Raw genomic sequence first — 14,017 nt, forward strand, 5'->3', positions numbered from 1 at the left:
GGTCATCCCTGACTGTTGTTCTCGTGGTGAGGGGCGTGGTCCGTGACGCTCGGGGACGCGTCATCGGCTCTGTGGCGCCCCAGGGACCGTGCGATGGCTGCGTGCAGAACGAGGCGGTCGTCGAAGGGCCGCACCACCCCGTGGATGTCCTGGCCCTGCTCGTGCCCCTTGCCCGCGACGAGGACGGTGTCGCCGGGCTCGGCACGGGCGACCGCGGCGGCGATGGCCGCGGCCCGGTCGGCGTCGACCAGGACGTCACCGCGCTCGTGGACGGGCACCTCGGCGGCGCCCGAGAGCATCCCGGCGAGGATCGCCAGGGGGTCCTCGGAGCGGGGGTTGTCGGAGGTCAGTACGGCGGTGTCGGCGAGGCGGGCCGCGGCGGCGCCCATCGGGCCGCGCTTGGTCGTGTCACGGTCGCCGCCGCAGCCGAGCACGATGTGCACCCGGCCCTCGGTGACCTTGCGCAGCGAGCGCAGCACCGATTCGACGGCGTCGGTCTTGTGTGCGTAGTCGACGACCGCCAGATAGGGCTGTCCGGCGTCCACGCGCTCCAGCCGGCCGGGAACGCCGGGGACATCCGCGACGCCGTCGGCGGCGGTCTGCGGGTCGATGCCCGCGACGGCCAGCGTGACGATGGCGGCGAGGGTGTTGGCGACGTTGAACGGGCCGGGCAGCGGGGCCCTGGCCGTGATCCGCTCGCCCTGGGGGCCCACAGCCGTGAAGGTGCTGTCCCGCGGGCCGACTTCGACGTCCTCGGCGTGCCAGTCGGCGTCCGGGTGGCCCTCGGCGGAGAAGCTGACGACGGGGACGGAGGCCTCCTTGATCAGCCTGCGGCCGTACTCGTCGTCGAAGTTCACGACTCCCAGCCGGCTGCGCAGCGGGGTGAACAGCTGCGCCTTGGCCTGGAAGTAGTCCTCCATGCCGGTGTGGAACTCCATGTGTTCCGGGCTGAGGTTGTTGAAGACCGCGACGTCGAAGACACAGCCGTCGACCCGGCCGAGCACCAGCGCGTGGCTGGAGACCTCCATCGCGACCGCCTCGACGCCGCGTTCGCGCATGACGGCGAACAGTGCCTGGAGGTCGGTGGCTTCGGGGGTGGTGCGCTCGGACTTGATGCGCTCGTCGCCGATCCGCATCTCCACGGTGCCGATCAGCCCGGTGCTGCGGCCGGCGCCGCGCAGCCCGCCCTCGACGAGGTACGCGGTGGTGGTCTTGCCGGAGGTTCCGGTGATGCCGATCTGGAGCAGGCCGGCGCCCGGCCGCCCGTAGATCTCGGTGGCGAGCTCGCCCATCCGGCCGCGCGGGTCCTCGGTGACCAGCACCGGGAGTCCGGTGGCGGCGGCCCGTTCGGCGCCCGCCGGGTCGGTGAGGACCGCGGCGGCGCCGAGACCGGCGGCCTGGGCGGCGAAGTCGGCGCCGTGGAGGCGGGCCCCGGGCAGGGCCGCGTACACGTCGCCGGGCCGTACCGCCCGTGAGTCGTGGGTGATTCCCGTGACCTCGCCGGTCCGCGGTGCTTCGAGGCCGAGCCGGGCTGCCAGCTCGCCGAGGGAAGTCGGCCGGAGCCGGTCCGGTCGGGGCGCTCCCGGATAAGTCACAGGCGCGTCCTTCTGGGTGGTTTGAGACTGATCAGCGTGGGGCACGGCGGTGAGCGTACCGGGCTGACCCGGCCTCTCGCGAAGCGAGGGACCCGGGTTGCGGTGGATCTCGTTCCGGTTCCCGGGATCGGGGGTGATGGTTGTCACTGGGTCTTCCCTCGGGGGCGTGCTCGCGCACCCCCCTTGTCACTCGCCGGGCTTGAAGGACACCGGCAGCCGGGCGGGCTCGCTGCCGGACGGTGCGGTCTGGAGCGTCTTCAGCGCGAACTCCATGACCTGTTTGTAGATCGGCCCGCAGATCTGGCCGCCGAAGTAGCTGCCCCGGGTGGGGTTCTGGATCGCGCAGTAGACGGTGATCTGCGGATTGTCGGCGGGCGCGAAGCCCGCGAAGGAGGCGGTGTAGCCCTTGTAGACGCCGCGTACCGGGTCGACGCGGTTGGCGGTGCCGGTCTTTCCCGCGACCCGGTAGCCGGGGATCCTGGCCTTGGTCCCGGTGCCCTCCTCGTCGCCGACGACGGACTCCAGCATGGCCGCCAGCGTGTTGGCGGTCTTCTCGCTGACCACCCGGTTCTGCTCGGGCTCCGGGGACGCGGTGTAGCGTCCGTCGGAGCCCTTGGTCCCGCGTACGAGGGTGGGGGCGACCCGTACCCCGCCATTGGCGATCGTGGAGTAGACCGACGCGGCCTGTACGGCGTTGAGCGAGAGGCCCTGGCCGAACGGGATCGTGTACTGCTGCGAGGTCGACCAGTCCTCCGGCTCGGCCAGAATGCCGGGCGACTCGCCCGGGTAGTTCAGCCCGGTCTCGCTGCCGAGTCCGAACTTGCGCAGATAGGAGTGGAGGACCTTGTTGGCCTCGGCCTGGGTCTTGCCGAGCTGTCCGGTGGCCAGGATGGTGCCGATGTTGCTGGACTTGGCCAGTACGCCGTTGAGCGTCAGGTACCAGGTGGGGTGGTCGATGTCGTCCTTGAAGAGCCGGTCGCCGCGGTGCAGCCGGTTGGGGACGGTGACATGTGTGCCGGGCGTGGCGACGCCTTCCTCCAGCACTGCCGCCATGGACATGACCTTGCTGGTGGAGCCGGGTTCGTACACGTCCTGGAGCGCCGCGTTGCCCAGGGCGGCCCCGTTGACCTGCGAGAGGTCGTTCGGGTCGTAGCCGGGGGCATTGGCCATGGCCAGCAGTTCGCCGGTCTTCGTGTTCTGGACGACCACATAGCCGCGGTCGGCCTTGGACTTCTTCACCTGGTCGGCGATGGCCCGCTGCGCGGCCCACTGGATGTCCCGGTCGATGGTGAGCTCGATGTCGGAGCCGGAGACGGCGGGGATCTCCCGGGCACCCGCGGTGGGCACCCTGCGGCCGCCCGACTGGGCGTACCTGATCGTGCCGTCCTCGCCCGCCAGCTGCTTGTCCAGCTGCGATTCGAGCCCGCCGCCGCCCTTGCCGTCGGCACTGACGAATCCCAGTATCCCGGCGGCGAGGTCGCCGTTGGGATAGACCCGCTTGGTGGTCGGCACCTGGAGGACGCCGGCGAGCACATTGACCCCCGGGCCGCCGTTGGCCCGGTCCCTGGCCGCCTTCTCCGCGAAGACCGACTTGAGGTCCTTGATCTGCTTCCAGACCTGCGGGGTCTGCCGCTGGGCCAGCACGGTGTAGCGGCTCCCGGGCGTCGACAGCTTCTTGGTCAGCTCCTCGGCGTCCTTGCCGAGGATCGGCGCGAGCAGGGCTGCGGCCTGCTGCGGTGCGTCGGGGGCCTTGCTGTCCTCGGGGGTGAACATCTTGGGGTCCGCGGTGATGTCGTGCGCGTCGACACTGGTGGCCAGGGCGATGCCCCTGCGGTCGGTGATCTCGCCCCGCTCCGCGGCCACCGTGTACTCCTGGTAGCGGTTCTTGTCGGCCTTGGCCGCGTACGCGCCGGCGTCGACGGCCTGGACCTGGAACAGCCGGGCCACGAAGACCAGCATGACGGCCGTCAGGCCGAGGCCCACCAGGCGCAGCCGGGGGCGGGGGCTGCCCAGGCGCAGCGAGCGCGGGGTGCGGCCGCGGGCCGTCGCGCTGCCGGGCCGCCGGGCGGACGGGCGCGGACGCCTGCCCCCGGGGTGCGCGGTGGACCGGGGGCGGCCGGAGCCGCCCGCTCCGTTGCCGCTTCCGCGCGGGCGCGCGGGGCCGGGTACGCGGCGGTGCGGCGGTTCCTTGGGCGGCACTGCGTCACCTGCCGGGGCTCGTCGGGGTCGGGGTCGCCGCGGTGGGCGGCGCGTTCTCTGCTGCGGGCTCCGGTCCGGCGGGCGTGGGCGGGCCGGGCTGCGCGGAACCGGTGGGTGCGGGCGTGGCGCCCGGCGAGGCGCTGTCCGAGGGGTCGGCCGGGGTGCCGGTCCCGGGGGGCGGTGACGGCTCGGCGGTGGCTTCCGCGGGGACGCCCCGGACGGTGCCGTCCGGGTCGAGGAAGGCGGGACTGCCGCCCGGGACCATGCCCAGTTCCCGGGCGCGCCGTTCCAGTGCGTCGGGCTGGGAATAGGCGTCGACGTCGCGCTGGAGGGCCTGCTGCTCGTCGGTGAGTTCGGTGGTCTCGCGCTTGAGCTCGCTCAGCCTGAACGAGCCCTCGTTCAGCGCGGAGTTCAGCAGGAGAAGCGTGATGAGCCCGCCGCCCAGGAGCAGGACCACCAGCAGGACGAAGGGGGTGCGGGCCGCGTTGCTGGGCCCCGACGGCATCAGCCGGGCGAGCCGTCCGGCCCGCCCTTTCAACTGCGCGGCCGACTTGCTCACCCCGTTCCCCCCGGACCTCCGCCGGCCGGTGCGCCGGCCGATGCGTCTGCCTCTGCGGCCGACACCGCTGCCCGAGCGCTCATCGCTCCTCCTCGCGGATGCGCTGGGCACCGCGCAGCCGGGCGGGGGCGGCGCGCCGATTCTCGGCGACCTCCTCCTCCGTGGGCAGCTCCGCGCCCCGGGTGAGCAGCTTCAGCCGGGGCTGGTAGCGCTCGGGGACGACGGGCAGCCCGGGGGGCGCGGTGTTGGCGGCACCGGCGGCGAAGACCTGCTTGACCAGCCGGTCCTCCAGCGAGTGGTAGGACAGCACGGCGATACGGCCGCCGACCGCGAGGCTCCCCACAGCGGCCGGGACGGCCCGCTCCAGGACACTCAGTTCGCCGTTGACCTCGATGCGCAGGGCCTGGAAGGTGCGCTTGGCCGGGTTGCCGCCGGTCCGCTTGGCGGCCTGCGGCAGCGAGTCGCGGATCAGCTCGACGAGCCGGGCGCTGTTGCTGAAGGGCTCCTTCTCGCGCTCGCGCACGATGGCGGAGACGATCCGCTTGGCCTGCTTCTCCTCGCCGTACGCACGCAGGATCCGGACCAGCTCGCCCGGCGGGTAGGTGTTGAGGACCTCGGCGGCGCCCATGCCGGTCGTCTGGTCCATGCGCATGTCGAGCGGGGCGTCCTGGGCGTACGCGAACCCTCGGTCGGCCTCGTCCAACTGCATGGAGGAGACGCCCAGGTCGAACAGCACGCCCTGGACCTTGGGGATGCCCAGCCGGGCCAGCACCTCCGGGAGCTCGTCGTAGACGGCGTGCACCAGGGTGGCCCGGTCGCCGTACGGGGCGAGCCGCTCGCCGGAGAGCCGCAGCGCCTCCTTGTCCCGGTCCAGGGCGATCAGCCGGACGGCGGGGAAGGCGGAGAGCAGTGCCTCGCTGTGGCCGCCGAGGCCGAGGGTGCAGTCGACGACCACCGGTGTCTGGGGACTCGGGCTGTCCAGAGCCGGGGCCAACAGGTCCAGGCACCGCTGGAGCATCACCGGGACGTGTCGGGTCTGGCTCAATGCGCCCTCTCAGGCTCAGTCCCGCGTGGCTGTACGTGCGCCCTGGTCCCCGCCCGCTCGGAAGGGGAGGTCGGCCGACGCCGGGGAAGTGGCGTCGGACGACCGGAGCGGGAGAGGGCCGGGCCGCACGTACACCGCACGATACGGGGGGAAATGCGGAAAATGCGGAACGTACGGAACACGCAGAAATCTACGGAGTGCGCAGAATGTGCGGGCTGTGTCGGTAACTTCGCGTCACTTTAGTCCACCCTGCCATTCGATCGATTCCCGATCAACGAACCGGGCAGCGCGTCGCACCGTCCGCCGGGAGCCCCCGGACTCACCCGGAAGGGCGCATCCATGTGAGGCTTGTGGGGTACCTCACAACAAGCCTCATTGACGTTCTTTGTCCGCTCCCACAGCAGGCTCCGGCCCGCCATCAGTACTAACGTCATCTCCATGTCGACTTCCGCGCACTCCCCCGCCGAGCCCCTGACGACCCTCCCGGGCACGGCCCGCGCCGACGGCACGGTCACCGACCGCCTGGTCGCGGCGAACGCCCGGTACGCCGACGAGTTCACCGACCCCGGCATGGACGCCCGTCCGGTACTGCACGTGGCCGTGGTCGCCTGCATGGACGCCCGCCTCGACCTGCACGACGCGCTCGGCCTCGAACTCGGCGACTGCCACACCATCCGCAACGCGGGCGGCGTGGTCACCGACGATGTGATCCGTTCGCTCACCATCAGCCAGCGGGCACTCGGCACCCGCAGCGTCATACTGATCCACCACACCAACTGCGGCCTCGAATCGCTCACCGAGGGCTTCCGGCAGGAGCTGGAGCACGAGGTCGGCCAGCGGCCGGTCTGGGCGGTGGAGGCCTACTCGGACGCCGACCAGGACGTTCGCCAGTCGATGCAGCGCGTCCGCACCTCGCCGTTCCTGCTGCACACCGACGACATCCGCGGCTTCGTCTTCGATGTCACCACCGGCCTGCTGCGCGAGATCCTCCCCACCGCCTGACCTGCCCCCGCGCTCCGTTCCGGCCCGGCACCCGGAGCACCGAAACCCCGGCAACACCCGACATATCGCACTCACTTATCCACAGGCGAGTGACACGAAGCGGTAACGGCAACAAGAATGCGGGGTGACATCTCCCCGGGTCTTCCGGTGCGATGCGCGTATTTCGGGGTGGGCCGGGGCGGAAACGCGCACCGGCCCGTGCACAAAGGGCCGAGGAGGGCCGGGTGACGACCTATGACGATCGAGCGAGCCTTACGGATCTGACCACCACAGCGGAGCGGGTGCGCAGGTCGGTGGAGAGTGTGATCGAGGGCAAGCCTGAGGTCGTACGGCTTTCGCTGACCGTGCTGCTCGCCGAAGGACATCTCCTCATCGAGGACGTCCCCGGGGTCGGCAAGACGATGCTGGCCAAGGCGCTGGCGCGGTCCGTCGACTGCTCGGTGCGGCGCATCCAGTTCACACCGGACCTGCTGCCCTCGGACATCACCGGTGTGTCCATCTTCGATCAGCAGCGGCGGGAGTTCGAGTTCAAACCGGGCGCCATCTTCGCCCAGATCGTGATCGGCGACGAGATCAACCGCGCGTCGCCGAAGACCCAGTCAGCGCTGCTGGAGTCGATGGAGGAACGCCAGGTCACCATCGACGGGCAGACATACGAGCTGCCCGACCCGTTCATGGTGGTGGCCACCCAGAACCCCGTGGAGATGGAGGGCACCTACCCGCTGCCCGAGGCCCAGCGCGACCGCTTCATGGCCCGGGTCTCGATCGGCTACCCGAGTCCGGAGGCCGAGCTGCAGATGCTCGACGTGCACGGCGGCATCTCGCCGCTGGACGACCTCCAGCCGGTGGCGCACGCCCACGACATCGTGAAGCTGATCGACGCGGTGCGCACGGTCCACGTCGCGGATGCCGTACGGCGCTACGCGGTGGAGCTGGTGGGGGCCACCCGTCACCACCCGGACCTCAGACTCGGGGCCTCTCCGCGCGCCACCCTGCATCTGCTGCGCGCCGCGAAGGCCTCCGCCGCGCTGAGCGGGCGCGACTACGCGCTGCCGGACGATGTGCAGGCGCTCGCGGCGCCGGTGCTCTCGCACCGTCTGCTGCCCACCGCACAGGCCCAGCTGAACCGCCGCACGGCGGAACAGGTGGTGCTGGAGATCCTCCAGCGCACCCCCGTGCCGACATCGGCCGCCGGCGCGGGGGGCCCGGTGCTGCAGCCCCAGCAGGGCCGCCCGGTGTACGGCCAGCAGCAGCCCGGCGCCCGGCGGCTGTGATGGCCGCCGGGCAGCCCGGTGCCGCGGACGACGGCGAGGACCGGGGCGGTCTGCGGGCGGCCCTGAGCGGGCTGACCACCCGGGGGCGGTCCTTCCTCGCCGCCGGGGTGGCCGCCGCGGTCTGCGCCTATGTGCTGGGCCAGGGCGACCTGCTGCGGGTCGGACTGCTGCTCGCCGTGCTGCCGCTGGTCTCCGTGGCGGTGCTCCACCGCACCCGCTACCGGGTCGCGGGCAGCCGGCGGCTGTCGCCGTCCCGGGTGACCGCCGGTTCCGAGGCGCGGGTGCATCTGCGGATGGACAACGTGTCCCGGGTCCCCACCGGGCTCCTGATGCTCCAGGACCGGGTGCCCTACGTACTGGGCCCCCGGCCCCGTTTCGTACTGGACCGGGTGGAGGCGGGCGGCATCCGCGAGGTGTCCTACAAGGTCAGGTCCGACCTGCGCGGGCGCTATCCGCTGGGACCGCTGCAGCTGCGGCTCAGCGACCCCTTCGGCATGTGCGAGCTGACCCGGTCGTTCAGCGCCTACGACACCCTGATCGTGATCCCCCGTACCGAACCGCTGCCCACGCTGCGGCTCGCCGGTGAGGCCTCGGGGTACGGCGACGGGCGGCAGCGCTCACTGGCCCTGGCCGGTGAGGACGATGTCATCCCGCGCGGCTACCGGCACGGCGACGATCTGCGCCGGGTCCACTGGCGGTCCACCGCGCGCTACGGCGAGCTGATGGTCAGGCGCGAGGAACAGCCGCAGCGGGCCAGATGCACGGTGCTGCTGGACACCCGGCGGAGCGCCTATCAGGGGGCCGGGCCCGACTCGGCGTTCGAGTGGGCGGTCTCGGGTGCGGCGTCCGCGATGGTGCACATGCTGGAGCGGGGCTTCGCGGTACGGCTGCTGACGGACACCGGGGATTCGGTACCCGGCGCGGGCCCCGACGGCTTCGCCGGTTCGACCCAGGAGTCCGCGGACTCGGCGGGCCTGATGCTGGACACCCTCGCGGTCATCGGCCAGTCCGACGGCGAGGGGCTCTCGCCCGCGTACGACGTACTGCGCGGCGGCAACGAAGGACTGCTGATCGCCTTCTTCGGCGATATCGACGAGGAGCAGGCCGCGGTGGCGGCCCGGATGCGCCGGCGCAGCGGCGCGGCCGTCGCGTTCGTCCTGGACAGCGGGGACTGGGGGCACGGCGGGGACGGGCCGGGGAGCGCGGGCACGGAGGAGCGGCTGCGGCCGCTGCGCGAGGCCGGCTGGATCGCGGTGCCGGTACCGCCCCGCACGGACCTCGCCCGGCTCTGGCAGCAGGCGGGGCAGCTGCGCGCCGGCACCCAGTCCGCCGGAAGCGGCGGTCCGACAGGTTTCTCAGGGGGATGGTCATGAGCGGGCGGACCCGGCTGACGCTGTGCGCCTTCGCGGCGACGCTGACGGCGGCGGGCGCCCTGCTGCCGCTGGTGGGTGCGAAGGGATGGCTGCCGCAGGCGGCGCTGCTGCTCGCGGTCCAGAGCGGGGCGGGCGCGCTCGCCCGCCGGGTGCCGCTGGCCAGGTCGCTGACGGTCGCCGTTCAGGCGCTGGTCACCCTGCTGCTGCTGACCGTGGTGTTCGTCAGGGATCACGCGCTGTTCGGTGTCCTGCCGGGCCCGCAGGCCGTCCAGCGGCTCGGGGAGCTGCTGACGGCGGGCGCCGACGACGTCGGTACGTACGCGATTCCGGCGCCGATGACCGACGGAATCCGGCTGCTGCTGGTCGGCGGAGTCCTGCTGATCGGGCTCGCGGTGGACGCCCTCGCGGTGACCTTCCGCAGCGCCGCCCCGGCCGGGCTGCCCCTGCTCGCGCTGTACTCGGTCGCCGCTGGGCTGGCCGAGGGCGGGGCGAGCTGGCTGTGGTTCCTGCTCGCCGCCTGCGGCTATCTGCTGCTCCTGCTGGCCGAGGGCCGGGACCGGCTCTCCCGGTGGGGGCGGGTCTTCGGCGGCACCGCCCGGTCCGCCGACGGTCTCGCCGGGCTCACCGGCCCGGGTGGCGGGGCCACGGCTCCGGTCCGCACGGGACGGCGCATCGGCGCCGTGGCACTGGGCATCGCCCTGGTCGTCCCCGCCACGCTGCCCGCACTCGACGGCGGTCTGCTGGGCGGCACGGGCAACGGGAACGGCAAGGGCAGCGGCGGAGGCACCATCTCCGCGGTGAACCCGCTGGTCTCGCTCCAGAACAACCTCAACCAGCCGGAGAACCGGGAGGTGATGACGTACCGCACCAACGCACGGAACCCGCAGGACCTCTATCTGCGGATCCTGGCCCTGGACGAGTTCAACGGGACCGAGTGGCGCTCGTCCACCCGCCGGCTGAAGGACGTGCCGGAGCGTCTGCCGGAACCCACCGGACTCAGCCCCGATGTGGCAGTCACCGAGATCAGGACGAACATCTCGGCGTCCCGTTCGTACCAGCAGACCTATCTGCCGCTCCCCTACCCGGCGACCGAGGTCGAGGTCGGCGGGCGATGGCGGTACGAGCCCGAGGGCCGCACGCTCGTCGGTGACGCCGGTCAGACGACGGGCGGCGCGCGGTACGAGACCGGCAGCCTGATCATCGAGCCGACAGCGGCACAGCTCGCCGCCGCGGGCCCGCCGCCGAAGGCGCTGGCGCGGGAGTACACCCGGCTGCCCGGTTCGCTGCCGGACGTGGTGGACGCGACCGCCCGTCAGGTCACCGAGGGCGCGGCCAGCGACTACGAACGAGCTGTGAAGCTGCAGGACTGGTTCTCCTCCTCGGGCGGCTTCACCTACGACACGACGGTCAGCTCGGGGACCGGCTCGACCGCGATAGCCCGCTTCCTCAGGGACAAGCAGGGCTTCTGCGTCCACTTCTCGTTCTCGATGGCCGCGATGGCCCGGACACTGGGCATCCCGGCCCGGGTCGCGGTGGGCTTCACCCCGGGCACGTTCCAGGCGGACGGCGCGTCCTCGGTCGGGCTGCGGGACGCGCACGCCTGGCCCGAGCTGTATTTCGAGGGTGTGGGCTGGACCCGGTTCGAGCCGACCCCGACCCGGGGCAGCGCCCCGGCGTACACCCGGCCCGACACCCCTTCCGGCGACACGGACGATCCGGCACAGCCGTCCGCGAGCGACTCGGCCGCCCCGACGGCCGCGCCGTCCGCATCGGAGAGCTGCCCGGCGCAGCTGCGCCGCCAGGGTGAGTGCGGTGCCTCGGCGGCCCCCGGCGCGGCGGGTCCCGCCGATCCGGGGACCCCCGCGGGCATGGTGGCCCTGGTGATTCTCGCGGCGGTGCTGGTGCTGGTGGTGCCCCTGCTGCCGCTGCTCTGGCGGATCCGGGCCCGTAGCCGGAGGCTGGGTTCGTCCGGCGGCCGGACGGCCGCGGACGCGACGGCCAGGATCCTGGCGGCCTGGCGGGAGATCATCGATTCGGCCTGGGACCACGGCATCGTGCCGGACGAGTCGCTGACCCCGCGCAAGGCCGCGGCGCGGATCGTGCGCCTGGGCCGTCTCGACCCCGCCGCCGCGGCCGCGGTGCACCGGGTGGCGGGTTCGGTGGAGCAGGCGCTCTACGCGCCGCGGCCCCGGCCGGTCACCGGGCTCGCCGAGGATGCGACGGCGGTACGGGCGGGCCTGCGGGCGGCGGCGGGCCGCGCCGCACGGCTCCGTGCGACGCTCGCGCCGCGCTCGGCCGTCCGGGTGGTGTGGGCGGTGGCGGACCGCCGGGCGGCGCTCCGCGACCGCTGGACGAACCGTCCGGGCCGTGGCCGCTGGACCGGCAGGCCGCGCAGGCCGACACGGCAGCACGGCTGACCCCGGTCGGCTCTCCTGGCCGGTGCGCCTGACCGGGAGAGCAGGCCGGGCGGGCCGACCGGGTGCCGTCCGTGCCCACGACGGGTGGGGGGTGGCTCCCGCTGCGGCTCCCGCGCCTACTCCCACTGCGGCTGCGGGAGCACAAGCGGGAGCGGCTTCGGGCTCGCGGACTGCGGACTGCGGACTGCGGACTGCGGCCCATGGCTGCGCACAAGTGAAGGGCGGCCGCAGAAATGCGGCCGCCCCTCACCCATCAGAGTGCGCGTTAAGTTCTCAGCCCGATCCCGGAAACGACTTCCGGAAGTCGGGAGCTTCTATTGGCCCTGTTCGTCGCGGCGGCGCTGCCACCGCTGCTCGATGCGGTTCATCATCGACCGGCGCTGCCGGGGCTGTCGGCGTGCGCCGCTGCCCCCGCTCCCTGCGGCTTCCTGCTGTTGTTCGCCGGGTTTGGGCGCTTTGCGCCACCCGGTGACCGCGAGCACGGCACAGCCGAGCATGACGAGGAACCCCACCACGCTGATCCAGATCTGCTGCGCGACCATTCCGGCCATGAGGAGCGCGATACCCACCAGAAAGCCAGCGACCGCCTGGTAGACCCGTCGCCGGGTGTACGTACGCAGCCCGCTTCCCTCAAGCGCTGTAGCGAACTTGGGATCTTCGGCGTACAGCGCTCGCTCCATCTGCTCGAGCATTCGCTGCTCGTGCTCCGAGAGCGGCACGGAGTCCTCCTCGTCGTCGGCCGCGGGGGCGACCGGTATGCGGCCCTTCCAGGATAGGCAGGGATTCGCCCCCGTGAAACCCGCCCTCTAGCGTTTAGCCACTCCGGACCGCCATGTCGGCTCGGCTGCTGAGGCGTAGATTCCCCGACATCCGATCCGTCATGCCGGATGGTGTCACCCGATCATACGGGGCGCGGGCGCCGTACGGGGGTCCTGGGCGGTACTCCGTCTGCGGCTGCGTTGCTGATCAGCCGCGCTCCGGTGGGTCCGCGGCCGTGCTCCGGCCACGTCCCCGCCACCCTCAGGCGCGCTTCTCGCCCAGAACGTGCAGCTGGGTCGCGACCGAGTGGAAGGCGGGCAGCTCGGCCACCGCCGCCTCCAGCCTGAGGAGAGCGTCCACGGCACCCGGCTCGGTGTCCACCAGGACGCCCGGTACGAGGTCCGCGAAGACCCGCACACCGTGGACGGCCCCGACCTCCAGGCCCGCGCCGGAGACCAGGCCGGAGAGCTGCTCGGCGGTGAACCGGCGCGGCACCGGGTCGCCCTCGCCCCAGCGGCCCGCCGGGTCCGTGAGCGCGTGCCGGGCCTCGGTGAAGTGCCCGGCGAGGGCCCTGGCCAGAACGGCCCCGCCGAGCCCGGCGGCGAGCAGGCTGAGCGCACCGGACGGGCGGAGCGCGTCGACCGCTTTCCGTACGCCCTCGGCGGGCTCGTCCACGTACTCCAGGACGCCGTGGCAGAGCACCGCGTCGAAGCCGCCGCGCTCCACCACGTCGAACAGCCCGAGGATGTCGCCCTGGACTCCCCGGACCCGGTCGGCGACCCCGGCCTCGGCGGCGCGGCGCTCCAGCGCGAAGAGCGCGTTGGGGCTGGGGTCGACGACCGTGACCCGGTGGCCGAGCCGGGCGGCGGGCACCGCGAAGTTCCCGGTGCCGCCGCCGGTGTCCAGGACATCCAGGGCGTCCCTGCCGCTCGCCTCGGCCTGGCGGTCAAGAGCGTCCTTGAGCACCTCCCAGACCACGGCGGTACGGAGGGAGGCGCGGGGGCGCAGCTGGTCCGACACGGCAGATGACTCCTCGGCACGGTGCCGCCACTGACGGCGGAGCGTGAACAGTGCAGGTGACTACAGGTGCTCTCCACCCTATTGCCTCGCACCGCCGCCCCGGTCACCCCGCGTCGGGCCGCTCCCTTCTCGGCTGCGGGAGGACCGGCTGGAGCACCAGCAGGCGTTCGACCAGGCGCAGGAACATCGCCGCGTCGCGCAGCAGATCGTCGGCGTCACGGCTGCCGGCCGCACCCGGCATCCCCGCTTCGGCACGGGCCCGGCGGGCGGCTCCGGAGGCGAACAGGGCGCTCCACTCCGTGAGCTCGGGCGCTATTTCCGGGAGGACCTCCCAGGCGCTGCGGATGCGCTCACGGCGGCGCTTGTTCGTTTCGGGCCGGCCCCGGGCCGCGAGGACGGCGGCGGCGGCGCGCAGGGCGGCGAGGTGGGCGGTGGCGTACCGCTCGTTCGGAACGTCGAGAACGGCGGCCTCCTCCAGGCCGGTGCGGGCTTTGGCGAGCAGATCGAGAGCGGCCGGCGGTGCCGTGGTGCGGCGCGGCACGGGGTGGACATCGCTTGGCGGACCGGTCAGTGAGGGTGCAGGGCTGACTGTGCGGCGCCGCGGGGCGGCGGCTGCGGACGAGCTGGCCATGACGAACCTCCTGCTGTCGTCGTGTGACGGCTCCGTGGCCGTATGTATCCATCGTGACGGCCCCCACTGACAATGCCGCCGAAGCCACACCTGACCTGGTCTTTTGCATTCGAGTACAAGTTCAGGCTAGTTTTTTGCACTGA

General features: G+C 72.7%; 11 protein-coding genes. 4 read left to right on the top strand and 7 right to left on the bottom strand.

Going from position 1 to position 14,017, the window contains the following annotated elements; translation table 11 throughout:
* Window positions 1–2: 2 nt before the first annotated feature.
* From ACIGJO_RS01405 to rsmH, 4 genes are all read right to left on the bottom strand, one after another.
* Window positions 3–1,742 (bottom strand): UDP-N-acetylmuramoyl-L-alanyl-D-glutamate--2,6-diaminopimelate ligase, encoded by a 1,740-nt coding sequence (locus ACIGJO_RS01405; RefSeq protein WP_399950325.1) that lies wholly within the window; start codon window positions 1,740–1,742, stop codon window positions 3–5.
* A gap of 39 nt (window positions 1,743–1,781) precedes the next feature.
* Window positions 1,782–3,794: a peptidoglycan D,D-transpeptidase FtsI family protein gene (locus tag ACIGJO_RS01410; protein ID WP_399950329.1), complete on the bottom strand. Its 2,013-nt coding sequence runs from the start codon at window positions 3,792–3,794 to the stop codon at window positions 1,782–1,784.
* 4 nt (window positions 3,795–3,798) lie between these two features.
* Complete coding sequence (locus tag ACIGJO_RS01415) at window positions 3,799–4,353, bottom strand: septum formation initiator family protein (protein ID WP_399950332.1); 555 nt, start codon at window positions 4,351–4,353, stop codon at window positions 3,799–3,801.
* A 79-nt stretch (window positions 4,354–4,432) separates the two neighbouring features.
* Complete coding sequence (rsmH, locus tag ACIGJO_RS01420) at window positions 4,433–5,398, bottom strand: 16S rRNA (cytosine(1402)-N(4))-methyltransferase RsmH (RefSeq protein WP_399950335.1); 966 nt, start codon at window positions 5,396–5,398, stop codon at window positions 4,433–4,435.
* 438 nt (window positions 5,399–5,836) lie between these two features.
* Here rsmH and ACIGJO_RS01425 point away from each other — a divergent pair, with 438 nt between their 5' ends.
* The 4 genes from ACIGJO_RS01425 (at window position 5,837) to ACIGJO_RS01440 (ending at window position 11,464) form a co-directional block, all read left to right on the top strand.
* Window positions 5,837–6,400, top strand: coding sequence for a beta-class carbonic anhydrase (locus ACIGJO_RS01425; protein WP_399950338.1), 564 nt, complete (start codon window positions 5,837–5,839; stop codon window positions 6,398–6,400).
* A 224-nt stretch (window positions 6,401–6,624) separates the two neighbouring features.
* Complete coding sequence (locus ACIGJO_RS01430; RefSeq protein WP_399950341.1) at window positions 6,625–7,674, top strand: AAA family ATPase; 1,050 nt, start codon at window positions 6,625–6,627, stop codon at window positions 7,672–7,674.
* On the top strand, window positions 7,674–9,047 hold the full coding sequence (locus tag ACIGJO_RS01435; protein ID WP_399950344.1) for a DUF58 domain-containing protein: 1,374 nt from the start codon (window positions 7,674–7,676) through the stop codon (window positions 9,045–9,047). Before ACIGJO_RS01430 ends, ACIGJO_RS01435 begins: the two co-directional genes overlap by 1 nt.
* On the top strand, window positions 9,044–11,464 hold the full coding sequence (locus ACIGJO_RS01440; protein ID WP_399950347.1) for a transglutaminaseTgpA domain-containing protein: 2,421 nt from the start codon (window positions 9,044–9,046) through the stop codon (window positions 11,462–11,464). The genes ACIGJO_RS01435 and ACIGJO_RS01440 overlap by 4 nt, the downstream gene beginning before the upstream one ends.
* Before the next feature lie 314 nt (window positions 11,465–11,778).
* On the opposite strand, the gene ACIGJO_RS01445 is transcribed toward ACIGJO_RS01440, so the two are convergent.
* From ACIGJO_RS01445 to ACIGJO_RS01455, 3 genes are all read right to left on the bottom strand, one after another.
* Window positions 11,779–12,183 (bottom strand): DUF3040 domain-containing protein, encoded by a 405-nt coding sequence (locus tag ACIGJO_RS01445; RefSeq protein ID WP_266929903.1) that lies wholly within the window; start codon window positions 12,181–12,183, stop codon window positions 11,779–11,781.
* Window positions 12,184–12,484: 301 nt separating this feature from the next.
* Window positions 12,485–13,243, bottom strand: coding sequence for a methyltransferase (locus tag ACIGJO_RS01450; RefSeq protein ID WP_399950350.1), 759 nt, complete (start codon window positions 13,241–13,243; stop codon window positions 12,485–12,487).
* A 103-nt stretch (window positions 13,244–13,346) separates the two neighbouring features.
* Entirely contained in the window at window positions 13,347–13,874 is a 528-nt protein-coding gene (locus ACIGJO_RS01455) for an SAV_6107 family HEPN domain-containing protein (RefSeq protein WP_266929907.1), read from the bottom strand.
* Window positions 13,875–14,017: the final 143 nt, after the last annotated feature.

This window comes from Streptomyces sp. NPDC079020 (genome assembly GCF_044542225.1).
In the GTDB taxonomy this organism is placed as follows: Bacteria; Actinomycetota; Actinomycetes; order Streptomycetales; family Streptomycetaceae; genus Streptomyces.